General features: G+C 51.9%; 16 protein-coding genes. 14 read left to right on the top strand and 2 right to left on the bottom strand.

Features of this window, described 5'->3' with window-relative positions; translation table 11 throughout:
• Window positions 1-5: 5 nt before the first annotated feature.
• Window positions 6-2,366 (bottom strand): arylsulfatase, encoded by a 2,361-nt coding sequence (locus AKG35_RS08070; RefSeq protein WP_011130883.1) that lies wholly within the window; start codon window positions 2,364-2,366, stop codon window positions 6-8.
• A 435-nt stretch (window positions 2,367-2,801) separates the two neighbouring features.
• On the opposite strand from AKG35_RS08070, the gene AKG35_RS08065 reads away from it, so the two are divergent.
• From AKG35_RS08065 to rpiA, 4 genes are all read left to right on the top strand, one after another.
• Complete coding sequence (locus AKG35_RS08065) at window positions 2,802-3,803, top strand: hypothetical protein (RefSeq protein WP_011130882.1); 1,002 nt, start codon at window positions 2,802-2,804, stop codon at window positions 3,801-3,803.
• Window positions 3,804-3,893: 90 nt separating this feature from the next.
• Entirely contained in the window at window positions 3,894-4,835 is a 942-nt protein-coding gene (locus tag AKG35_RS08060) for a hypothetical protein (RefSeq protein ID WP_236069577.1), read from the top strand.
• 535 nt (window positions 4,836-5,370) lie between these two features.
• On the top strand, window positions 5,371-6,528 hold the full coding sequence (locus tag AKG35_RS08055) for a trypsin-like peptidase domain-containing protein (protein WP_011130880.1): 1,158 nt from the start codon (window positions 5,371-5,373) through the stop codon (window positions 6,526-6,528).
• 42 nt (window positions 6,529-6,570) lie between these two features.
• Entirely contained in the window at window positions 6,571-7,287 is a 717-nt protein-coding gene (gene rpiA / locus AKG35_RS08050; protein ID WP_011130879.1) for a ribose-5-phosphate isomerase RpiA, read from the top strand.
• Window positions 7,288-7,292: 5 nt separating this feature from the next.
• Here rpiA and hisD read toward each other — a convergent pair whose 3' ends face one another.
• A complete protein-coding gene (gene hisD, locus AKG35_RS08045; protein WP_011130878.1) occupies window positions 7,293-8,621 on the bottom strand; it encodes a histidinol dehydrogenase in 1,329 nt (442 codons plus the stop codon).
• A 130-nt stretch (window positions 8,622-8,751) separates the two neighbouring features.
• On the opposite strand from hisD, the gene rpsT reads away from it, so the two are divergent.
• From rpsT to AKG35_RS08000, 10 genes are all read left to right on the top strand, one after another.
• Window positions 8,752-9,054 (top strand): 30S ribosomal protein S20, encoded by a 303-nt coding sequence (gene rpsT, locus AKG35_RS08040; RefSeq protein WP_011130877.1) that lies wholly within the window; start codon window positions 8,752-8,754, stop codon window positions 9,052-9,054.
• A gap of 47 nt (window positions 9,055-9,101) precedes the next feature.
• Complete coding sequence (locus AKG35_RS08035) at window positions 9,102-9,935, top strand: TatD family hydrolase (RefSeq protein ID WP_011130876.1); 834 nt, start codon at window positions 9,102-9,104, stop codon at window positions 9,933-9,935.
• Between the two features lie 283 nt (window positions 9,936-10,218).
• Window positions 10,219-13,512 carry a DNA-directed RNA polymerase subunit beta gene (rpoB, locus tag AKG35_RS08030; RefSeq protein WP_011130875.1) on the top strand — a complete coding sequence of 1,098 codons (3,294 nt, stop codon included), beginning with the start codon at window positions 10,219-10,221 and terminating at the stop codon, window positions 13,510-13,512.
• Window positions 13,513-13,561: 49 nt separating this feature from the next.
• Window positions 13,562-15,466, top strand: a complete 1,905-nt coding sequence (locus AKG35_RS08025; RefSeq protein WP_011130874.1) for a DNA-directed RNA polymerase subunit gamma — start codon at window positions 13,562-13,564, stop codon at window positions 15,464-15,466.
• A 47-nt stretch (window positions 15,467-15,513) separates the two neighbouring features.
• Window positions 15,514-19,638: a DNA-directed RNA polymerase subunit beta' gene (locus tag AKG35_RS08020; protein WP_011130873.1), complete on the top strand. Its 4,125-nt coding sequence runs from the start codon at window positions 15,514-15,516 to the stop codon at window positions 19,636-19,638.
• A gap of 58 nt (window positions 19,639-19,696) precedes the next feature.
• On the top strand, window positions 19,697-19,849 hold the full coding sequence (locus AKG35_RS08015; RefSeq protein WP_011130872.1) for a high light inducible protein: 153 nt from the start codon (window positions 19,697-19,699) through the stop codon (window positions 19,847-19,849).
• Window positions 19,846-20,916 (top strand): 23S rRNA (adenine(2503)-C(2))-methyltransferase RlmN, encoded by a 1,071-nt coding sequence (gene rlmN, locus AKG35_RS08010; RefSeq protein ID WP_011130871.1) that lies wholly within the window; start codon window positions 19,846-19,848, stop codon window positions 20,914-20,916. Before AKG35_RS08015 ends, rlmN begins: the two co-directional genes overlap by 4 nt.
• Before the next feature lie 42 nt (window positions 20,917-20,958).
• Complete coding sequence (locus AKG35_RS08005; protein WP_011130870.1) at window positions 20,959-22,728, top strand: sodium:solute symporter family protein; 1,770 nt, start codon at window positions 20,959-20,961, stop codon at window positions 22,726-22,728.
• Between the two features lie 54 nt (window positions 22,729-22,782).
• A complete protein-coding gene (locus AKG35_RS13655; protein ID WP_255359815.1) occupies window positions 22,783-22,908 on the top strand; it encodes a hypothetical protein in 126 nt (41 codons plus the stop codon).
• Window positions 22,909-22,942: 34 nt separating this feature from the next.
• Window positions 22,943-23,734 carry a HEAT repeat domain-containing protein gene (locus AKG35_RS08000; protein WP_011130869.1) on the top strand — a complete coding sequence of 264 codons (792 nt, stop codon included), beginning with the start codon at window positions 22,943-22,945 and terminating at the stop codon, window positions 23,732-23,734.
• Window positions 23,735-23,803: the final 69 nt, after the last annotated feature.

Genomic DNA, 23,803 nt, shown 5'->3' with positions numbered 1-23,803 from the left:
CAATGTCACTGTGGATAGATCTCTAATGTCACCTTGTTGATGGTCCCATTGAAGGCACTGAAGCGCTGATCCCCAATCACTCGTTGAGCAACAGGTGACCCACGATCCATGCCAACATCAGCACCTTCGTCAATCGAAAAACGTGTACCAACGGTTGCATCAACCCTGCCAGTTGATGTGACTTTGTCATCAACTAGCAGGCGCACATCTGCACCCTTACCAGTGCCTCCCCCGTCGTAATCCATCTCAAAGCGAATTTTTCTGTTGCCAGAAGAGAGTTTCTCCTTGCTGCGGAAGGTATGAAGATTGCCCAGGTAGTTATAGGCATAGGCCGGATAACCATCTTCTACATAAAGTGACCATCCGCCAAAGCGGCTCCCTTGGGCCATGATCACGCCGTTGGCATCTTGGCTTGAGTCAATGTCGACCTTGGCTGTAATGCTGTTGGAAACATTCTTGACATTGAGGATGGCATCCTCAACAAGATTCCAGGAGCCTGGGTAGAGATCAAGTTGTGTCCTCGACGCGCCCATTATCGTTGGCCGGCCTGCAACAGAAGGCACTAAACGTTGCAACAGACGATCATCTAAGGGAAGCACTTGATTGGCGATTGCTTCTTTCAAGAAGAGTCGTTTCATTGCCTCGAGCCGTTCTGGATACTGAGTTGCCAGGTTGTTAGCTAGGCTGAAATCATTGCGCGTGTCGTATAACTCCCATCCATCATCTTTGGCGACGCTATGCATCTTCTTGGGTGCTTCCCATGGCAGGCCAACGGTGGCTCTTGCCATCCAGCCATCTTGATAGATTCCACGATTACCAACAACTTCAAAATATTGAACCTTGTGACGCTCAGGTGCATCAGCGTTATCGAAAGAATAAATAAGGCTGGTTCCTTGCATCGGGATTTGTGCAATCCCATTGATCTGTTCAGGCATGGGTAAGCCAGCAGCTTCAAGGATCGTTGGCGCAACATCAATCACATGGGAGAATTGATCGCGTATCTCTCCTTTTGATTTGATGGCCTCAGGCCAATGAATCACAGTGCCATTGCGTGTACCGCCAAAATCCCCGGCAATTTGTTTGGTAAATGCAAATGGAGTATCAAAGGCAATCGCCCAGCCGACTGCCATATGTGGATAGGTGTTTTGATCACCCCAATTGTCATAATGCTCTAACTGAGCCTCAAGTGTTTCAGGGATGCCGTTAAACATGTGCCCCCAGTTCCAGTTGCCGGTTTGGTTCCCTTCTGAGCTTGTGCCGTTATCACCACTGATATAAATAACCAGCGTGTTGTCAAGTTCACCAAGATCATCAATGGCCTGGATCAGTCGCCCAGCTTGATAGTCTGTGTATTCTGTAAAAGCTGCGAACACCTCTGCTTGTCGGGCAAACATGCGTTTTTGTACATCACTAAGATCATCCCAGTTCGGCACACTTGCTGGTTTTTTTGCCAGTTGTGTGTTTGGGGGTACAACACCTTTTGCGATCTGATTTGCGAGCGTTTCTTCTCGAATAACATCCCAGCCCTTATCAAACTTTCCCTTGTACTTTTTAATCCATTCAGGTCTTACATGGTGTGGTGCATGTGAGCCAGCAGATGCATAATAGATAAAGAAAGGCTTGTCTGGGCGCAGTCCCTGTTGTTGGCGCATCCAGGCAATAGCCTGATCTGTCATGTCTTCAAGGAAGTGGTAATCCTCTCGATCTGGGTAATCAATGATTGTGACCCCATCGTGAAGTGAAGGCTCATACATATTTTCTTCTGCGCCGATGAAGCCATAAAATTTTTCAAATCCTTGCCTTGTTGGCCAGCGGGTTTGTGGGCCCGCAGCAGTGGTCTCACGACCAGGGGTTTCATGCCATTTACCAAAAGCGCCTGTGTTGTAGCCATTGAGCCTTAGGATCTCGGCTACAGGTTCGGCATAGTTAGGCACAAAGGTGGTATTGCCCGCATATCCAGTCGCAATTTCAGGGATGGAACCCATGTTCATCACATGGTGATTACGGCCTGCTTTAAGAGCAGCTCGTGTAGGTGCACATAGGGCTGAAGTATGAAATCGGTTATAACTCAGGCCATTGTTTGCTAGTTCCTGCAGGGCCGGCATTTGCACCACTCCGCCAAAGGGCGAAGGAGCACCAAAACCAACATCATCCAACAAGATGACAACAACATTGGGGGCTCCTTTGGGTGCCTCGACGACATGTTGTCGTGGCATTTTGACTTGACTTGGTAAGCGCTCGTCAACTTTCTGAGGATATGGATCTGCGATCGGAAGTCGCCGGCGATTAATCTCTTCTGCGTTGGCGGCGGATGTTGCTGTGAAACTTATGATACATGCAAGCCAAAGAAGCATTCTGAATTTCATGTTTGCTTTGAAGTGGGAGATTTTTTATTGGTGATCACCATTTAACAGGGATAAGTCCATAGCTGTTTGTGGATCCAGGACGACTTGTCGCTAAATTTCAAACAAATGCAAGGCTTTGATCGAAAGAAGTCGTTCTCAAGTTATTGAACAGACTAGGGTATGCAACTTGTTTAATGATCTCATCCATGTCTGAACAATGTCAGAATGATATCACTTTTCCATGATGCCTTGACGCGCTGATGGGTTTCGTCTTATTTGCTATCAAAAATGAAGCATAAGAGCCATTTGTTCTTCGCTATTTATTGACTGGAGCATTCTGGGGAGGTGATCAGTGATGGGTTCTAGATTGCTGGTTTGATTCATCACTTTTTCTTAATACTTAATAGGAGTTTTCTTTTAAAAGAGGGGATAACATTCTCAAAATCTTTTTAATCAATGGTCAGAATTGCTCCAGTAGCATTACCACTAAGACGCTGTGTGCTGACTGCAGGAGCTGCCCTCAGTGCCATGGTCATGCAACCGTCTTTTGCTGAGCATCATGATATTGATACTGAGCAGCCATTTGATTTCTCGGCGTTAACCATTCAAGAGGAGATCGCTCAAGCAGATTCTGCAGACCCTGAATCGAGCTCACAAGCGAACCTAGAGGCTGGAGCAGATCAAGGCAACACGGAAGATTTGGCCAAGCAAGCCCAGAATCCGATTGCGAGCATGATCAGCTTCCCGATTCAGTGGAATGCTACGCCTGGAACTCAATGGGCGCCTTCATTAATTGACCCGTCGGTACGTGATAATCGCACGCAAAATGTTGTCAATGTCCAGCCTGTTGTGCCATTCAAGATTAGCGATGATCTCACCTTGGTCACACGAACGATTGTGCCAATTGTCAATCAGCCATGGGCTGACGGAGTGGACTTTACAGCCATAGGAGATATCAATCCGAGTGTTTTCTTTGTACCAACTCTTAAGGGGAATCTTACGATCGGCCTTGGTCCAACTTTGATCATTCCATCGGCGACCGATATTCGCATCAGTTCTCAGCGTTGGAGTGCTGGGCCTTCAGCAGTTGTCGTCTATACCAAAGGCCCATGGGTTCTAGGAGGTCTTGCTAATAATGTCTGGTCCTTTTCAGGACGTGGAGGCAAAGATGTGAATAAGCTTCTGATCCAGCCCTTTCTTAACTACAACATGCCGAAGGGTTGGTACATTACGAGTTCACCAGTGATCACGAATGACTGGAATGCAGATGATGGCAAGGGTTGGATGGTTCCTATTGGAGCTGGGATAGGTAGGGTCTTTAAAATTGGTAATCAACCTGTTAATGCTTCGCTAAGTGCCTATTGGAATGCTGTAAGGCCGGAAATCTTTGGAGAAAAACTTCAAGGTGAATTTACGATCCGTACTCAGGTTCAGTTCCTATTCCCAACTGGTAGCTAAAAGTATTCTTTTTATTATTCTCCCCACTAATACAAAAATATGACACCTTCACGACCTCTAATAGCACTGATTGCAATTTCTACTTTTTCAATGTTGTCCTCTGAGGCCTTTGCAGAGCAATCTCTGTATGAGCGCAATCCTAAGCAGGGGCAGGTCTTGGTTTCGATTGAACCAGATCAGCTTGAAGATGATGAGGTGGTCGAAGAGAATGAGGATGTATTGGAAGAGGATGATTGGAGAGTGTATTTAGACCTTTATGGATTCCTGCCATTATCGACAACTGGAGACATCACAATCAATGGAAACACTGCGCCTATAGACTCGAGCCTTGCCGATGTTTTGGCTACCGTTACAGGGCTTTTTACAGGAAGGGCTTCTGTTGAATATGGGCGACTGGGCTTCATGGCTGGGATTATTTATGGCACGTCATCTGAGGATCAGAGTGGTACAAATAGTTTTGATGGTGAAGAACTTAATCCTCCAATTGATGGCCTGAAGCTTAATAGTAAATCAACTACAGATTTCAATCAGTCTGTAGTTGACCTTGCTCTGCGCTATCGCCTTGGTGCCATTGAACAGCCAGTCATGAAAACAGGCGACTCCACTTTTATAGGCTTTGTTGGTGCACGAATCATTGATGCAGGTATGGACATGGATATGTCTTTAGGAGCGGATGTCAAAGTGAATGGCAGGACGTTAACAAAGAAGGAAATACCAGAGTTGGAGAAGAGCGCGAGCGGATCGATTGATCGCACCTGGGCTCAACCATTACTTGGCATGCAGGTGACTTATGCGATGAGTCCAGAATGGCAGGCTTTTATGAGGTTGGATGCGGGAGGATTTGGTCTTTCTGGCAAGAAGGATCTTTCTGGAACTGCTCAGGCAGGACTTGCTTATACAGTGGGTAATTCGGCGCAATTAACTCTTTCTTGGAAGTACTTTGGCCTTGAGTACGCCGGTTATAATACTGATAATAGCTATAGTAATTATCAGAATGGTGTTAACCTTGGCTTGAGATGGTTTTTCCCTTAATGGTCTTTAGTTGGTCCTATTCGGCTTTCGATGTCTTGTCTCTATCAGTTGTTTGTATCGATATCTCTTGATGTATAGAGATTGATATTGGTGGGAAATTAATACGAGTTTTGCTCCTTTATGCATCACGGTTGCTATGTATTATCCCTTCTTAAGTTTTGCAGTTCTTCTAATCCTTGCGTTTTGAGCAAAGCTAACTTGCCTTAATTGGTGGGAGTGATTTGTATGATCTTCTATTGCTTGTATTGTTGTTAGTATGGCAAGGTTTGATGCCAATTTTCTTCTGCCATCGAAGAACGAATGCGTTTGTCTTTAGGTGGTTTTGTGCTGGCGATTATTTGTGATTTTATTGATATAGCATTGAATTTCTGGAGTTTCTTTGCTGATCATTTCTTGTTGGAGCCGGTCTGATCGTTTTTTGGCCTCAAGTCATTAGCCACCTCATAGGCACGCAAAGTATTGATTTCAGCATTCTTCTGGCAGATCGGTTGCGCAGCTTTGCCTTGCTCCTCTGTTTCGGCTTAGCCTCGCGTTCATGATCTCTTTCAGATTGTTGCTGCAACAGGGTTGCATTGTTTTGAAGCGCTTTTGGGGATTGTTTTTGATGTCCGTGCTGTTCCCTCTTGCTGCAGGGGGTCAGCCTGTTTGGGCTTTGTCTGGTTTAGATGGCACGACTAGCCATAACTTCGTTGCTGATGCGGTAAGTCAGGTGGCGCCTGCAGTGGTTCGCATTGATACCGAACGCACTGTGCAACGTCAGCCTTTTGATCCCACCTTGATTGATCCCTTGCTCAGAGATCTCTTGGGCGAGCCAGGAATTGGGCCAGAGCGTGAGCGCGGTCAGGGTTCGGGTGTCGTGATCGATGACCAGGGGTTGGTGCTGACCAATGCCCACGTGGTTGAACGGGTGGATGCGGTCAGCGTCACCCTTGCCGATGGAGATCAACACGATGGTTCGGTTGTCGGGACGGATCCTGTTACTGATCTTGCTCTTGTGAGACTGGATGGGGGCACACGTCCTGAGGCCGCCCCTCTCGGAGATTCTGATGCCCTTGAGGTAGGCGATTGGGCGATCGCTCTTGGTACCCCCTATGGCCTTGAACGCACCGTCACCCTTGGCATTGTTAGCAGCCTGCATCGCAATATCAGCAGCCTTGGCTTCTCTGATAAACGTTTGGATTTGATTCAGACCGATGCCGCGATTAACCCTGGCAATTCCGGTGGTCCACTCGTGAATGGTCGTGGTGAGGTGATCGGTATCAACACACTGGTTCGTTCTGGTCCAGGCGCTGGTTTGGGATTTGCTATCCCGATCAATTTGGCTCGGCATGTTTCTGAGCAGCTTTTGACCAGTGGGGAGGTGGTTCATCCTTATTTGGGTGTCCAATTGGTGCCGCTGACAGCTCGTATTGCCAGGGAGCACAATCGTGATCCGAATTCGCTGGTGGAATTACCCGAACGCTTTGGGGCGCTTGTGCAGAGTGTTTTGCCGGATAGCCCGGCGGAACGCGCTGGTTTGCGGCGTGGTGATCTTGTGATTGCGGCAGCTGAAACATCAGTCTCTGATCCACAAACTCTGCTTAAACAGGTTGATCAGGCTGAGATCGGTGTCCCCTTGTCATTAAGGATCATGCGCAATGGTCAAGAGATGAGCCTTTCGGTTAATCCAGCCGCATTACCTGGCCTTAGTTGAAACCCTTGCCCTTGCTACCGTCGCGCCGATGATTCAGAAACGATGGCGGACCTTCAAACTCAGATGAAGCAAGCGGTGGCGGCAGCCGCTGTGGAGCAGATCAAAGATGGCATGGTTCTTGGTTTGGGTTCAGGCTCGACGGCAGCTCTGATGATCCAGGCTCTTGGTGCCAAGCTGGCCAGTGGTGAGCTTCGGGACATTGTTGGCGTTACCACCTCTTTCCAAGGCGAAGTGATGGCTGCGGAGTTGGGGATTCCCTTGCGCAACCTCACGGCCGTGGATCGCATCGACTTGGCGATCGATGGAGCTGATGAAGTTGATCCCTCTTTTCAGTTAATTAAAGGTGGCGGGGCCTGCCATGTGCAGGAGAAGCTTGTCGCCAGTAGAGCGGATCGCTTTGTGGTTGTTGTTGATTCCACAAAGATTGTTGATCGGCTCAACCTTGGTTTTTTACTTCCGGTTGAGGTCTTGCCTGGTGCTTGGCGACAGGTGCAGGGTCGCTTGGCTGAGTTGGGCGGTATTGCTGATTTGCGTATGGCTCAGTGCAAGGCTGGTCCTGTGGTTACCGATCAGGGCAATCTCGTTTTGGATGTAAGCATGGCCGGAGGTATTGGTGACCCTGAGGATCTGGAGTGTCGAATTAACAATCTTCCGGGTGTCTTAGAGAACGGTTTGTTCGTCAATCTCACCGATGAAGTTTTGGTTGGCCAGATTAGTGATGGTGTTGCGGGAGTGCGTCGTCTACAGCGCCGTGAGTAGAGGGGTTATTCGAAGCGGATACGCACGGATTCAGCATGGCTGTGCAAGCCTTCGCTGCTGGCCAATTCCCTTACGGCGTTAGCAGTGGCCTCAAGGGCAGATCGATTGAATTCGATTAGAGAGGTGTGCCGCAGAAATGTTTCCACGCTCAGGGCGCCGCTGAAGCGGGCCGTTCCGCATGTCGGTAGTGTGTGGTTTGGTCCGGCTAGATAGTCGCCTACCGCTTCAGGGGTCCAGGGGCCGATGAAGATGGCGCCGGCATTTTTGATGCAGTCGGCAATGGCGTGCGGGTGCTCGACCAATAACTCCAAGTGCTCAGGTGCGAAGTGATCGCTGAGTTGAGCGCATCTTTCCAGGCTTTCACAGATCACGACCAGCCCCCAGTTGCTTAAAGAGGCTCGGCAGATCTGCTCGCGAGGGTGCCCCTTAAGCTGAGCCTCCAAATGGGATGGGAGCTGTTCGGCGAGGCTTGCTTCGGTGGTGAGTAGTACTGCAGCAGCAAGTGGATCGTGTTCTGATTGGGCCAGTAGGTCGGCGGCCACCTGCTCAACACGAGCACTCTGGTCGGCGATGACTAAAACCTCACTTGGGCCGGCGAGCGAATCAATGCCCACTTGCCCGTAGACGGCCTTTTTCGCAAGGGTGACGTAGAGATTGCCGGGTCCGCTGATCACATCGACCTTTGGCACGGTTTCAGTGCCAAAGGCCAGGGCTGCGATGGCTTGGGCACCACCGAGACGCAAGACCTCACGAATGCCTGCTAGGTGTGCGGCGGCTAGAACGGTTCTGTTGATCTGACCATCCCTTCCCGCGGGTGAAGTCATCACCAGCTGCTCCACACCGGCTACTTGGGCTGGGACTGCATTCATTAGCACTGTGCTCGGATAGGCAGCTCGGCCTCCTGGGATGTAGATCCCGGCTTTTTGTACAGGGCGCCAGCGGCGGCCCAATTGTTCGCCATGGATGCCTTGCACCATCAGGTCATTCGGTCGCTGATGCTGATGGAAATCCTGGATACGGCGATAGGCCAGTTCCAGAGCAGATTGAAGTTTTTGGGGAGTTTTTCGCCAGGCGTCTTCCAACTCTTCTGGAGCTACGGTTAATGGCTCTGGACGAAAACCGTCAAAGCGCTCGGTCAAGGTGATCAGGGCTTGGTCCCCTTGGCTGCGAACGGTGTCGAGGATGTCCTCCACCGTCGCCATGGCTTGCTTTTGAGAATTGCCGGTAGAGCGGTTGGCCAGCCGCTCTAGTTCACGCTTGGCTTGTTGCCGATCCCGAACACAATGAATCAGGGTTGAGGGAGTCTCTGACTCGGCCTGGCCGCTTTGTGTCAAAGTCTGCAACCTGAATATCTGAAATCAAGTTAGGGCTTGCTCTTCTGGCTTGTCTTAAAGCGCTTGTAATGGCATCTCAAAAATTGGTGCTGGGTTAATGTGATGGATTGTTGAATCAGCGCAAGCATCTGTGGCCAATAACAAGTCTTCCAAGAAGCGTGTTCAGATTGCCGAGCGCAACCGTCTGGAGAACAAGTCGTATAAATCGGCCATGCGCACATTAATGAAGCGTTGCTTCAGCGCTTGTAGTCATTATTCTCAGCAGCCTGGCGAGACAGCTAAAGCGAATGTAAAGGCCAGCATTGATTCGGCTTTCAGCAAAATTGATAAGGCGGTGAAACGTGGAGTTCTGCATCGCAACACCGCTGCCCATCAGAAGTCTCGTCTTAGTGCAGCGGTGAAGCAGGCGATTGAACCGGCGCCAAGCACTTAGGACAGATTTGCCATGGTCCATTTTGAAAGGGCTTGTTCTTTCCCTTGATGAGGAAAGGACTCCACAATGGGGCCAAAGATGCGTTTTCGGTTCTGGTGTCGTCTCCGATTTTTATCGATAGTCATTGTCACATCGTCTTTCGCAATTTCGATGATGATCTCGATGAGGTAGCTGAACGCTGGCGACAGGCGGGCGTAGCGAGTCTGCTGCATGCGTGCGTGGAACCCGCAGAGATTCCTGCGATTCGTGCTTTGGCGGATCGTTTCCCTGAACTGCGCTATTCAGTGGGGGTTCATCCCCTCGACACGCAGCACTGGAATCCTCAGACGCAGTCGCTGTTGCGAGATGCAGCTCTTGAAGATCCAAGGGTGGTGGCTATTGGTGAACTGGGGCTTGATCTTTACCGGGATTCAAATCTTGAACAGCAGTTGGCTGTGCTGAGACCGCAGTTGGACTTGGCCACGGAGTTAGATCTACCCGTGATCATTCATTGTCGTGATGCATTTGATCCCATGACGTTGGAGTTGCGTCAGCGTCAGAAGGAGGGTCGTTGCCCTAGGGGGGTGATGCATTGCTGGGGCGGCACACCAGAGGATATGGAGGTCTGCTTGGATCTTGGTCTTTACATCAGTTTCAGTGGCACAGTCACCTTCCCGAAGGCTGAGGCCATTCACGCCTGCGCGCGCGAAGTTCCGCAGAATCGTTTTCTAGTCGAGACGGATTGTCCGTTTCTGGCTCCAGTGCCTCGTAGGGGTAAGCGCAATGAGCCTGCCTACGTCGAAGCTGTGGCTTCTCGGGTGGCTGAGCTTCGAGGGGAGTCTTTGGCCTTCGTTGCAAGCAGTAGCACGGCTAATGCAAGACGATTGTTTTCTTTGCCCTGATCTCAAGACATTGGACAGGCGTTTGGCGGTCTACAAGTGTAAAATTATTGACTGGTCTGGCCATGATGCAGTTCTTCTGCGTCCCTGCCGCCCGAAGCGCCCATTGTCTTCTGGTGCATTGTTGACGTCAGTCTTTTTGACTCGAGATCTCTGAGCCCATGAGTACGGCAGCAGCTCCTTGGTACAGGGAGCTGCTGCCGCTGCCTTTTGTGCTGCCGACTCGGATCTAGGCCCGTCGATTGTTCAGGTCTTCCAATTTCACTTCTCAACTGCAGGTCTCCGCATGAGCAGCAGCGCGATTCAGGTCGCCAAGACCGCCACCTACCTGCCTGATCTCGTTGAAGTTCAGCGGGCGAGCTTCAAGTGGTTTCTTGATGAGGGCTTGATCGAGGAGTTGGATAGCTTTTCTCCCATCACTGACTACACAGGCAAGCTTGAACTCCATTTTGTTGGCAATGAATACCGATTGAAGCGGCCTCGCCACGATGTTGAAGAGGCCAAGCGCCGTGATGCGACTTTCGCTTCACAGATGTATGTGACCTGTCGCTTAGTGAATAAGGAAACAGGTGAGATTAAGGAGCAGGAGGTGTTTATTGGCGAGCTTCCTCTGATGACTGAGCGAGGTACGTTCATTATCAATGGTGCAGAGAGGGTTATTGTTAATCAGATTGTGCGCAGCCCAGGGGTATATTTTAAGGATGAACAGGATAAGAATGGACGGCGAACATACAATGCCAGTGTTATCCCTAACCGTGGTGCCTGGCTAAAGTTCGAAACAGATAAAAACGACCTTCTGCATGTGCGTGTTGATAAAACACGCAAAATTAATGCCCATGTTTTAATGCGGGCCATGGGGCTATCAGATAACGATGTAATCGATAAGCTTCGTCACCCCGAGTATTACAAGAAGTCTATTGAGGCTGCAAATGAGGAAGGAATTAGTTCAGAGGATCAGGCTTTGCTTGAGCTTTATAAAAAGCTTCGTCCTGGTGAGCCTCCTTCAGTAAGCGGTGGTCAACAGCTTCTGCAGACCCGATTTTTTGATCCCAAGCGTTACGACCTTGGCCGAGTTGGCCGTTACAAGATTAATAAAAAGCTGCGTCTAACAATCCCGGATACGGTGCGGACCCTCACCCATGAGGATGTGCTCTCAACCCTTGATTATCTGATCAATTTAGAACTCGATGTGGGTGGTGCCAGCCTTGATGACATTGATCACCTGGGCAATCGTCGAGTGCGTTCAGTGGGTGAACTTTTGCAGAACCAGGTCCGGGTTGGTCTCAATCGCCTGGAGAGGATCATTAAAGAACGGATGACGGTGGGAGAGACCGATTCGCTCACGCCAGCTCAGTTGGTGAACCCCAAGCCTCTCGTTGCAGCTGTTAAGGAGTTCTTCGGTTCCAGTCAGCTGAGTCAGTTCATGGATCAGACGAATCCATTGGCTGAGCTCACCCACAAACGTCGTATCTCAGCTCTGGGGCCAGGTGGCCTCACTAGGGAGCGTGCTGGCTTCGCGGTGCGTGATATTCACCCTTCCCATTATGGCCGTCTCTGCCCAATTGAGACACCGGAAGGCCCGAATGCAGGTTTGATCAATTCACTGGCTACCCACGCTCGGGTCAATCAGTATGGCTTCATTGAGACTCCCTTTTGGAAGGTTGAGAACGGTCGCCTGATCAAGGAGGGAGACCCCATCTATTTATCAGCCGATCTTGAGGATGAGTGTCGTGTAGCTCCTGGTGATGTGGCCACGGACGCCGATGGACAGATTCTCGCTGAATTAATTCCAGTGCGTTATCGCCAGGACTTCGAAAAAGTTCCACCTGAGCAAGTGGATTATGTGCAGCTCTCGCCGGTGCAGGTGATCTCTGTCGCCACCTCCTTGATTCCTTTCCTCGAGCACGATGACGCCAATAGGGCTCTGATGGGATCAAATATGCAACGGCAGGCCGTACCACTGTTGCGGCCTGAGCGGCCTTTGGTGGGGACGGGTCTCGAAACTCAGGTGGCTCGTGATTCCGGGATGGTGCCCATCTCCCGCGTGAATGGCATGGTCACATTCGTGGATGCCACTGCGATCATCGTCCGGGATGAGGATGGGGTTGATCACACCCACTACCTGCAGAAGTATCAGCGTTCAAATCAGGACACCTGCCTTAATCAGCGTCCGATTGTCTGCCAGGGTGATGCGGTGATCGTGGGTCAGGTTCTCGCGGATGGTTCGGCTTGTGAAGGCGGTGAAATTGCTCTAGGTCAGAACGTTTTGGTCGCTTATATGCCTTGGGAGGGTTACAACTATGAGGACGCTATTCTTGTCAGCGAACGACTAGTTAAGGACGACCTCTACACCTCGGTGCATATCGAGAAGTATGAGATCGAGGCACGACAGACAAAGCTTGGCCCCGAAGAGATCACCAGGGAGATACCCAATGTTGCCGAGGAAAGCCTTGGCAATCTTGATGAAATGGGCATCATTCGCATCGGTGCTTTTGTCGAGAGTGGCGACATTCTGGTGGGCAAAGTGACACCTAAAGGTGAGTCAGATCAGCCTCCAGAAGAGAAGCTTTTGCGTGCCATTTTTGGTGAAAAAGCGCGCGATGTGCGTGATAACTCTCTACGCGTTCCCAGCACTGAGCGAGGACGAGTTGTGGACGTTCGTATTTACACTCGTGAACAGGGTGATGAGCTTCCCCCTGGCGCCAATATGGTCGCTCGAGTGTATGTGGCTCAGCGTCGCAAGATCCAGGTTGGCGACAAGATGGCCGGTCGCCACGGCAATAAAGGCATCATCAGTCGCATTCTTCCCCGCGAAGACATGCCTTTTCTGCCCGATGGCACTCCAGTTGACATCGTTTTGAATCCTTTGGGCGTGCCCAGCCGGATGAATGTGGGTCAGGTGTTTGAGTGCTTAATGGGATGGGCAGCAGCCAATCTCGACTGTCGGGTCAAGGTGGTGCCTTTTGATGAAATGTATGGAGCTGAAAAGTCCCAGCAGACAGTGGAGGCTTATCTCAAGGAAGCTGCCAAACAGCCAGGTAAGGAGTGGGTCTACAACCCTGACAATCCTGGCAAGCTTCAATTGATTGATGGGCGTTCGGGTGAACCTTTCGACCAGCCGGTGACCGTTGGCTATGCACAGATTCTGAAGCTTGTTCATTTGGTTGATGACAAGATCCATGCTCGTTCAACAGGTCCCTATTCACTGGTAACCCAGCAACCTCTTGGCGGTAAGGCTCAACAAGGTGGCCAACGTTTAGGGGAGATGGAGGTGTGGGCTCTGGAGGCCTATGGCGCCGCTTACACCCTGCAAGAGCTGCTGACTGTTAAATCAGACGATATGCAGGGTCGGAATGAAGCCCTCAATGCAATCGTCAAGGGCAAACCTATCCCCAGGCCGGGGACACCCGAGTCTTTCAAGGTCTTGATGCGTGAGCTTCAGTCTCTAGGGCTCGATATCGCTGTTTATACCGATGAAGGCAAAGAAGTGGATCTGATGCAGGATGTGAATCCCCGCCGTAGTACTCCTAGTCGACCCACTTACGAATCCCTTGGAGTAGCGGATTACGACGAAGATTAACGGCCTTACCTAACTGCTTTTCGTTTCCCAAACTGTTTGCGATTCGTTCATGACTAACAGCAACCTCCGTACAGAGAACCACTTCGACTACGTCAAGATCACACTTGCTTCACCAGATCGGGTGATGGAGTGGGGTCAGCGGACACTTCCTAATGGGCAGGTAGTGGGTGAAGTGACGAAGCCGGAGACGATTAATTACCGCACCCTGAAGCCTGAGATGGACGGGCTCTTTTGCGAGAAGATCTTCGGCCCTTCAAAGGATTGGGAGTGTCATTGCGGGAAATATAAGCGGGTTCGACACCGTGGCATTGTCTGTGAGCGTTGTGGCGTGGAGGTCACTGAAAGTCGGGTTCGGCGTCATCGCATGGGCTTCATCAAGTTGGCAGCTCCTGTCTCCCACGTTTGGTATTTGAAAGGGATACCTAGTTATGTGGCGATCTTGTTAGATATGCCACTACGTGATGTTGAGCAGATTGTTTACTTCAACTGTTATGTCGTGCTTGATCCTGGCGATCATAAGGAACTCAAGTATAAGCAGTTACTTACTGAGGATGAGTGGTTAGAGATTGAAGATGAGATCTATGCAGAAGATTCCACGATTGAGAATGAGCCGATGGTTGGCATCGGTGCTGAAGCTCTAAAGCAATTGCTAGAAGATTTAGATTTGCCTGATGTAGCTGAACAGTTGCGAGAGGAAATCTCATCTAGCAAGGGTCAAAAGCGGGCCAAGTTAATTAAGCGTTTGCGTGTGATTGATAATTTCATTGCTACCAATGCAAGGCCTGAGTGGATGGTGCTGGATGCGATTCCAGTCATTCCCCCGGATCTTCGTCCAATGGTCCAATTGGATGGCGGACGTTTCGCGACCTCCGACCTGAACGACCTTTACCGTCGGGTGATTAATCGCAACAACCGTCTTGCTCGACTTCAGGAAATTCTGGCCCCTGAAATTATCGTCAGAAATGAGAAGCGGATGCTTCAGGAGGCAGTGGATGCTCTGATCGATAACGGTCGTCGCGGCAGAACTGTTGTTGGTGCTAACAATCGTCCGTTGAAGTCCCTCAGCGACATCATTGAGGGCAAGCAGGGTCGCTTCCGTCAGAACTTGCTTGGTAAGAGGGTTGATTACTCAGGTCGTTCCGTGATCGTGGTGGGCCCCAAGCTGAAGATGCATCAGTGCGGCTTGCCTAAAGAGATGGCGATTGAGTTGTTTCAACCGTTCGTGATCCACCGTCTGATTCGTCAGAACATTGTCAACAACATCAAGGCTGCAAAGAAGTTGATTCAGCGTGCTGATGATGAGGTGATGCAGGTGCTGCAAGAGGTCATCGAGGGGCATCCGATTCTGTTAAACCGCGCTCCAACTCTTCATCGTCTCGGTATTCAGGCTTTCGAGCCAAAGCTGGTCGATGGTCGTGCGATTCAGTTACACCCGTTGGTCTGTCCTGCTTTTAATGCCGACTTCGATGGTGACCAGATGGCGGTTCATGTGCCGCTCGCGATTGAGTCTCAAACGGAGGCACGCATGTTGATGTTGGCCAGTAACAACATCCTTTCGCCTGCCACCGGTGATCCGATCATCACTCCCTCGCAGGACATGGTGCTTGGTTCTTATTACCTCACGGCGCTCAAGCCTGGAGCTTCTGTGCCTGAGTTTGGCGATCAATCCAGAACCTATTCAGGTTTAGAGGACGTCATTCATGCGTTTGAAGATAAAAGGATCTTGCTACATGACTGGGTTTGGGTTCGTTTTAACGGTGAGGTTGAGGACGAAGATGAGATAGAAGAGCCCATCAAAGCTGAACTACTCAGCGATGGAACTCGCATTGAGCAGTGGACTTATCGCCGAGATCGTTTCGACGAAGACGGAGCATTGATCAGTCGCTACATCCTTACAACAGTGGGCCGCGTGGTGATGAATTACACAATTATTGATGCGGTGGCCGTCGCCTGAGTTACTCCAATACCAGCTTTCTTCCCTGACCTGATTCACGTGTAGCCATGACCTCAACCTCCCCGAAATCCCGCAAGCCTTCGACCAAGACCACCAAGTCCAAGTCCAAGTCGAAGTCCAAGTCCAAGGCCGCAAAGGCTGCTGCGGCAGGCGCTTCGCCAGCACTGGCGAGGACCCCACCGCAGTTTCGTAACCGGGTTATCGATAAGAAGGCCCTAAAGCAACTGGTGGCATGGGCTTACAAGACACACGGCACCGCTGTAACCGCTTCCATGGCGGACAATCTCAAGGACCTTGGCTTTCGCTACGCCACTCAGGCTGCCGTGTCGATTTCCGTGGAAGACCTCAAGGTGCCTGAGGCCAAGCAAGACTTGCTTGGCCAGGCAGAGGCTCAGATCACGGCCACCGAGGAGTGTTATCGCCTTGGTGAAATCACAGAGGTTGAGCGTCATACCAAGGTGATTGATACCTGGACAGAAACCAATGAGCGTTTGGTTGATGCCGTCAAGAAGAATTTCAATCAGAACGACCCGCTGAACTCGGTCTGGATGATGGCCAACTCTGGGGCTCGTGGAAACATGTCTCAGGTTCGCCAGCTTGTTGGTATGCGTGGCCTGATGGCCAATCCGCAGGGGGAGATTATTGATTTGCCGATTCGCACCAATTTCCGTGAGGGTCTAACGGTTACTGAGTACGTGATCTCCTCTTACGGCGCACGTAAGGGTCTCGTCGATACAGCGTTGCGAACAGCCGATTCCGGTTATCTCACGCGGCGTCTGGTGGATGTTGCTCAGGATGTGATCGTTCGTGAGGATGATTGCGGCACCACTAGGGGCATCATTGTGAAGGCGGAAGACGGTGGTTTTGGTAGCCGTCTTGTTGGTCGCCTCACTGCAGAGCAAGTCGTCAATGTTGACGGCGAAATTCTTGCTGAACGCAATACAGAAATCGATCCACCGCTTTCTAAGCGTTTCGAAAAGGCAGCCATCACTGAGGTGATGGTGCGCTCACCGCTTACTTGTGAGGCCAATCGTTCCGTATGTAGGAAGTGTTATGGGTGGGCATTGGCTCATAACGAATTAGCCGATCTCGGCGAAGCCGTCGGCATTATTGCTGCTCAGTCCATCGGTGAACCGGGGACGCAGCTCACCATGCGAACTTTCCATACCGGTGGTGTGTCTACCGCTGAGACTGGCGTGGTTCGTTCCACTGTTGCTGGCACAGTTGAGTTTGGTCCCAAGGCTCGTGTGCGTGGTTACCGCACACCCCATGGTCTAGAGGCTCAGCAGTCTGAAGTGGACTTCACTCTCACTGTGAAGCCTTCAGGCAAGGGGCGTGCACAGAGGATCGATATCACCACCGGATCTTTGCTGTTCGTTAGTGATGGTCAGGAGATCGAGGCAGACGTGACTGTTGTTCAGATCGCGGCTGTTGCGGTGAAAAAGAGCGTGGAGAAGGCCACTAAAGACGTAATTTGTGACCTGGCTGGTCAGGTTCGTTATGAGCAGGTTATTCAGCCCAGGGAAGTTAAAGACCGTCAGGGAAATATCACTCTGAAGGCGCAGCGTTTAGGGAGACTTTGGGTGCTTGCTGGGGATGTCTACAACCTTCCCCCCAATGCCGAGCCTGTAGTCCAGGGCAATGTCAAAGTCGAACGTGGTCAGGTGTTGGCGGAGGCCAGCCAGGCCAGCGAGTTTGGAGGTGAGGTGCGTCTGCGCGATTCGATCGGGGATTCTCGCGAGGTGCAGATCGTGACCACCTCGATGACGATGAAGGACTTCAAGCTGCTCGGAGAGTCCACGCATTCAGGGGAACTTTGGCATCTGGAGGCAAAAGACGGTACCCGTTATCGCTTAAACACCATTCCGGGAAGCAAGATTGGCAATGGTGAAGTGGTGGCTGAGTTGGCTGATGACCGCTTCCGCACTCAGACCGGTGGTCTGGTGCGTTTTGCCCCTGGTCTGGCGATCAAGAAGGCTCGCTCAGCCAAGAATGGCTTTGAGGTGAATAAGGGTGGCACCTTGCTTTGGATCCCTCAGGAGACACATGAGATCAACAAGGACATTTCCTTGTTGATGATCGAGGACGGCCAGTGGATTGAGGCCGGGACTGAGGTTGTCAAGGACATCTTCAGCCAGACCGCCGGGATCGTAACGGTGACTCAGAAGAACGACATCCTGCGCGAAATCATCGTTCGCAGTGGCAGCTTCCACCTTTGTACTGAAACCAAGGCCTTAGAGCGTTTCACAGGTGATGGCCAGATCGTGAACCCAGGCGAGACGATTGCCAAGGGCATCAATTCTGAAGCCATGGTCTTTGTGCAGACCGTGGATACACCTGAGGGGACTGGTCTGTTGCTAAGACCTATGGAGGAATACACCATCCCAAATGAGGCACAACTCCCTGAGTTGACTCATGTCAAGCAGCCGAAGGGCCCTCATCTGGGGATTAAGGCCACCCAGCGACTCGCCTTTAAGGATGGAGAGCTGATCAAATCGGTTGAGGGCGTAGAGCTACTCAAAACTCAACTCATTCTTGAGACGTTTGACACCACTCCTCAGATGACTGTGGATGTAGAGGCTGTGCGTGATAAGCGAGCTAAGACCATCGAAAGATTGCGTTTGGTGATTCTCGAGAGCATCCTTGTGCGTCGCGACACAATCTCCGATTCAAGCCATGGCTCCACTCACACCGAGTTGCAGATTGAGGACGGCCAGTCGGTTAAGGCCAGTGATGTGGTTGCGACAACTCAGATCCTTTGTAAGCAAGAGGGGATCGCCCAGTTGCCTGTTGTCCAGGAGGGTGACCCTGTGCGGCGTTTGATTGTTGAGCGTGATGAAGACACCATTACGGTGACGACCAATGGCAGTCCCCTCGTGGAGGTAGGCCAGCGATTGGTCGATGGCGACTCGCTAGCAAAAGATGAGCCGTCTAGTTGTTGCGGAGAGGTAGAGGAGGTTGATGGAAAAGCAATCACCTTGCGCCTTGGACGCCCTTACATGGTGTCTCCAGATTCTGTATTGCATGTTCGCGATGGCGATTTGGTGCAGCGGGGTGATGGTTTGGCGTTGTTGGTGTTTGAACGTCAGAAGACAGGAGACATTGTTCAGGGTTTGCCGCGGATTGAGGAGTTGCTCGAAGCTCGTCGCCCAAGGGAATCTGCTGTGCTCTGTAAGAAGCCAGGCACTGTGGAGATCAAGCAAGGAGAAGACGATGAATCAATCACGGTGACTGTGATTGAGGCAGATGATGCTATTGGCGAATACCCGATTCTTCTAGGTCGTAACGTCATGGTCAGCAATGGGCAGCAGGTCCATGCTGGAGAACTGCTCACTGATGGTCCGATTAACCCTCACGAGCTACTCGATTGCTTTTTCGAGGATTTACGTGGGCGCAAGCCGTTGATGGATGCTGCACAAGAGGCGATCGCCAAACTCCAGCACCGTTTGGTTACTGAGGTTCAGAATGTCTACAAGTCACAGGGTGTCTCGATTGACGACAAACATATTGAGGTGATTGTCCGCCAGATGACTAGCAAGGTGCGGATTGAGGATGCTGGTGATACCACTTTGCTGCCAGGGGAGTTGATCGAATTGCGTCAGGTGGAGGACACCAATCAGGCTATGGCGATCACTGGTGGAGCCCCTTCTGAGTTCACACCTGTTCTGCTGGGAATTACGAAGGCGTCTCTGAACACCGACAGCTTCATCTCGGCGGCTTCTTTCCAAGAGACCACACGAGTGCTCACTGAAGCCGCAATCGAGGGTAAGAGCGATTGGCTACGTGGTCTCAAAGAGAATGTGATCATCGGTCGGTTGATTCCCGCCGGCACTGGCTTCAGTGGCTTCCAGGAAGAGTTGCGAGCCGAGGCGGGGCCTCATCCGGACATCCTCGCCGAGGACCCTGCTGGCTATCGCCGAATGCAGAACTTGCGTCCGGATTACACCGTGGACATGCCTGCAGCTCCTGCGGCCAGTTCGACTGCTGTGTTGGCTGACCCCAGTGACGCTGATTTGGAGGCCACACGCAGTCGTCATGGGATCGATCCAGCGGCTAGCAACTTCGCTGCTTTTGTTCGTCCTACTGGTGAGAATGAACTCGAGGAGGAACAGCTGCCAGATCCATCCGCTCTCGAGGGTCTTCAGCAGGAGGGGCTGCTCACTGAGGAGTGAGCAGCCCCTCCTGAATGTTCGTTTCTGCTTTGTAAACGCTTGATTGAGGCCTTCATCCATGCTTGAGCCCACCATCATTCCGCAACGGCGAAAGCCTCGTTATGGCTTTCACAGCCATAACGAGAAGCTCAATGGACGTATGGCGATGCTTGGCTTTATTGCCTTAATGGTGGTGGAGGCAACACTCGGGCATGGTTTGTTGATCTGGTGAGTTCTACCCATCTGCCTGGCGGCAATCAGGCGTTACTGGGTTGTAGTGCTACTGAACTAGAGGGCTGGGCTGTGGCAGAAGGCCAGCCAGCCTTCCGGGGCCGTCAGTTGCATGAATGGCTCTATGCCAAGGGAGCCAGAAGTTTTGAGGCGATCACAGTGTTGCCAAAGTCATGGCGCCTCTCGTTGCAACAGCGAGGCATCACGATTGGGCGGTTGTTGGAGGTGAACCGGGCTGTTGCGGTGGATGACACGACCAAGTTGCTGCTGGCAACGGTTGATGGCGAAACCATTGAGAGTGTAGGCATCCCAACCCAGCAACGTCTCACAGTGTGCTTATCCAGTCAGGTGGGCTGTCCAATGGCTTGTCGCTTCTGTGCTAGCGGGAAGGGAGGGCTGCAACGATCGCTGGCCACACATGAGATTGTTGATCAGGTGTTGAGCTTGCGCGAGGCGATGGATCGCCGTCCTTCCCACGTTGTCTTCATGGGTATGGGTGAGCCTTTGCTCAACATTGAAGCGGTCTTGGCGGCGATTCGTTGCCTGAATATTGATCTAGGTATTGCTCAGCGTCGTATCACTGTGAGCACCGTGGGTGTCCCCCATACGCTGCCCCATCTGGCAGAGCTGGCGATGAAACGTCTAGGTCGCGCCCAGTTCACCCTGGCCGTGAGTCTGCATGCCCCCAATCAAGAGTTGCGTGAACGTTTGATACCTACCGCTTGCGCTTACCCCTTCGAGACTCTGCTTCAAGACTGTCGCCATTATTTGGCAGTGACTGGTCGACGGGTGACTTTTGAGTACATCCTGCTTGGAGCACTTAATGATCAGCCTCAGCATGCAGAAGAACTAGCGGATCGGGTTAGGGGCTTCCAGAGTCATGTGAATCTGATTGCCTACAACCCCATCGACGATGAGGGTTTTCAACGTCCTAATCCAGAGACGATTGAGGCCTTTCGGCGTGTATTGGAGCAGCGTGGGGTGGCAGTGAGTTTGCGTGCAAGTCGAGGGCTGGATCAGAATGCCGCCTGTGGTCAGCTCCGCCGCCAGCACGCTGCCACCGGCTGAGATGGACTAGCTGAGTCACACTGCGATCAACCGCCTAAGGATATGGCTGCCATTGATTGGATGATCCTCGTTGGTTATCTCGCCATCACTCTCGTGATTGGACTTTGGTTGTCTCGTCGCAATCGAAGTGAGGATGATTACTTTGTTGCGGGACGTCGACTCAGTGGTTGGTTGGCTGGGGCTTCGATGGCCGCAACGACATTTTCGATTGATACCCCTCTTTATGTAGCCGGTCTGGTTGGCACACGAGGATTGGCCGGCAATTGGGAATGGTGGAGCTTCGGCCTGGCGCATGTCGCCATGGCAGTTGTCTTTGCTCCGCTCTGGCGACGGAGTGGGGTGCTGACCGATGCTGCATTCACCGAGCTGCGTTATGGCGGAGCGCCTGCTGCCTGGCTGCGTGGGATTAAAGCATTTTTGCTCGCACTGCCGGTGAATTGCATCGGTATCGGCTATGCCTTCCTGGCCATGCGCAAGGTCGTAGAAGCCCTGGGCATCGTGTCTGGCAGCCCTGTGGAAGTGCTTGGCGGCACCCCTGACACTGTTGTGCTGTTGGCAGTCGTGGCTGTGATGGTGCTTGTTTACACCGTTGCTGGGGGCCTCTGGGCTGTCGTGATCACCGATTTCGTGCAGTTGCTGTTGGCTCTTTTGGGAGCGGTTGCGGTGGCGTGGGCCGCCGTTCATGCAGCCGGAGGGATGGACGCCATGCTCGATCAACTGAGGGGGTTAGAGCGACCTGAACTGCTGGCGATTGTGCCTTGGCAATGGAATGGTGATGGCTTTGATTGGATTGGTGGCGCCGAGATCAGTGTGGCCACATTCCTGTCTTATCTCACTGTCCAATGGTGGAGTTTCCGTCGCAGTGACGGTGGTGGTGAGTTCATTCAGCGAATGTTGGCCACGCGGGACGAGCGTCAGGCTCAACTGGCTGGCTGGGTGTTTCTGGTGGTCAACTATCTGGTGCGCAGTTGGTTGTGGGTTTTGGTTGCTCTTGCCGCTTTAGTGCTCTTGCCAGCTCAGGCCGACTGGGAACTCAGTTACCCAACCTTGGCTGTGACCTACCTACCGCCAGTGGTGCTTGGTCTTGTAGTGGTCTCTCTGGTGGCGGCTTTCATGAGTACGGTCAGTACCGCAGTGAACTGGGGTGCTAGCTATCTCACCCACGATCTTTACCAGCGTTTTATAAGGCCGGATGCTGATCAGAGAGAGCTGTTGCTGGTTGGTCAATTCACCAGTGTTTTGCTGCTAGTTCTCGGGGTGATCACCGCATTAATTAGCGACAGCATCGGCACAGTGTTTCGTCTGGTGATTGCTATTGGTACCGGGCCCGGAGTGGTGCTTGTGCTGCGTTGGTTCTGGTGGCGCATCAATGCTGCTGCCGAATTGGCGGCGATGGTTTGTGGTTTTGTGGTGGGCCTTTGTACATCCGTTATGCCCTTGGTGACAATTCCTGATTACGGCACCAGGTTGATGATCACTACAGCGATTACTGCTGTGGTCTGGGTTGTAGTGATGCTAGTGACTCCGCCTGAATCGCCGCAAGTGCTCGAGCGCTTTGTGAACCAGGTGCAGCCACCAGGCCCAGGCTGGAGTCGCTTGCGTCAACGCCTGGATATAACACCGGTGGATTCCCTCGGAAGTTTGTGTTTGCGCTTCATTCTTAGTGTCGGTGTTCTGTTTGGCGGCCTGCTCGGCACTGGCGCGTTTTTGTTACATCAGCAGCTAGGCGGTTGGATCGGTTTGGTGGTCACCGTGATCTGTGTGCTGCCTTTAACCCGTGGTTGGCTGCGCAGTCGGATAGGCGTCGCATGATCTCCAACAAGGTCTTGGCTTGGGAGGCAGAATGAACGAAAGTCTTCGCAAGCATTGAATTTCATACGTTCCACCGTGTTGCCTGCTCTGATTGTGGCTTTATTTGGGGTGGCTCTGGTGGCAGTGACTGCTCGTATCTGGTTGCCTGGGGACATGCTCGCGCCGGCTCCAATCGGGTGAGATCAGTCGGCCTAATGCCTCTACGATCAAGGTCATGAGTGAAGCTTCTAGACAGCTAGAGGAAGGTCTGGCCAACTTGGCCATTGATCCTGATGTCTTGGCGAAGGAGTTGGCGGCTGAACAGTTCGTTGATCCGCTTGACGAGATCAATCCTGATCCTTCAGACGTGGCGGATGTGTGCGACGCAGGTCTTAACTGGCTGAAGCTGGGCCATGAGGAGCGTCTCCAAGGGCTAAGGGTGTTTTGTGAACATCGGGATCCCAGGGCAGTGGCTTTGCTGTTGCCCTTGTTGAAGGAGCCTTGTCCAGTGGAACGGATGAGTGCTGTTTATGCGTTAGGTCGAAATCCTTCCCCGCCAGCTTTAGAGCCCCTTTTGCAGTTGCTACAGGCAGACTGCAATGCCTATGTGCGTAAGGCAACTGCCTGGAGCCTGGGGAATTACGCCGATGCCCGCGTCCTTAAACCCCTCATTCATGTTCTCCAAAATGATGTTGCTGCGGTAAGGCTATGGGCCACCGGCTCATTGGCAGAAGCCGGTGGCACCTCTCCTGCCAATGCTGATATCGCTGCAAGTCAACTACTGATGAGTTTGCAGATCGATGGAGAACCTGTTGTGCGAAGCAACTGCATCTGGGCCCTCGGACGTCTTTACGACAGGTTGGTTGAACCTCGTCGGCAGGAGTTGGTGGAGGCTTTTGTTGATTCCCTGCTCAACGATGCAGAGCTCTCGGTACGTGATGAGGCTCGCATCGCACTTGAACAATTGGAGAACTCTGAGGTGATTCAGCGGCTTCAAACTCTTGTAGATGAAGGACGCTTGACCTGAAGGCTCTCTTGATGTGATTGGTTTTACGGATCTTATGAAAATCAACACGTCAGCTATCGGCCCTGGCCG

It is taken from the genome of Prochlorococcus marinus str. MIT 9313, from assembly GCF_000011485.1.
In the GTDB taxonomy this organism is placed as follows: Bacteria; Cyanobacteriota; Cyanobacteriia; order PCC-6307; family Cyanobiaceae; genus Prochlorococcus; species Prochlorococcus marinus_D.
The sequence above is the reverse complement of the archived record's forward strand: the minus strand, read 5'-3'. Positions and strand labels throughout refer to the sequence as shown.

Coding starts and splice junctions, on each gene's coding strand:
- AKG35_RS08070 (WP_011130883.1), bottom strand. CDS start 2,366: ATGAAATTCAGAATGCTTCTTTGGCTTGCATGTATCATAAGTTTCACA.
- AKG35_RS08065 (WP_011130882.1), top strand. CDS start 2,802: ATGGTCAGAATTGCTCCAGTAGCATTACCACTAAGACGCTGTGTGCTG.
- AKG35_RS08060 (WP_236069577.1), top strand. CDS start 3,894: ATGTTGTCCTCTGAGGCCTTTGCAGAGCAATCTCTGTATGAGCGCAAT.
- AKG35_RS08055 (WP_011130880.1), top strand. CDS start 5,371: ATGATCTCTTTCAGATTGTTGCTGCAACAGGGTTGCATTGTTTTGAAG.
- rpiA (WP_011130879.1), top strand. CDS start 6,571: ATGGCGGACCTTCAAACTCAGATGAAGCAAGCGGTGGCGGCAGCCGCT.
- AKG35_RS08035 (WP_011130876.1), top strand. CDS start 9,102: ATGAGGAAAGGACTCCACAATGGGGCCAAAGATGCGTTTTCGGTTCTG.
- rpoB (WP_011130875.1), top strand. CDS start 10,219: ATGAGCAGCAGCGCGATTCAGGTCGCCAAGACCGCCACCTACCTGCCT.
- AKG35_RS08025 (WP_011130874.1), top strand. CDS start 13,562: ATGACTAACAGCAACCTCCGTACAGAGAACCACTTCGACTACGTCAAG.
- AKG35_RS08020 (WP_011130873.1), top strand. CDS start 15,514: ATGACCTCAACCTCCCCGAAATCCCGCAAGCCTTCGACCAAGACCACC.
- AKG35_RS08015 (WP_011130872.1), top strand. CDS start 19,697: ATGCTTGAGCCCACCATCATTCCGCAACGGCGAAAGCCTCGTTATGGC.
- AKG35_RS08005 (WP_011130870.1), top strand. CDS start 20,959: ATGGCTGCCATTGATTGGATGATCCTCGTTGGTTATCTCGCCATCACT.
- AKG35_RS08000 (WP_011130869.1), top strand. CDS start 22,943: ATGAGTGAAGCTTCTAGACAGCTAGAGGAAGGTCTGGCCAACTTGGCC.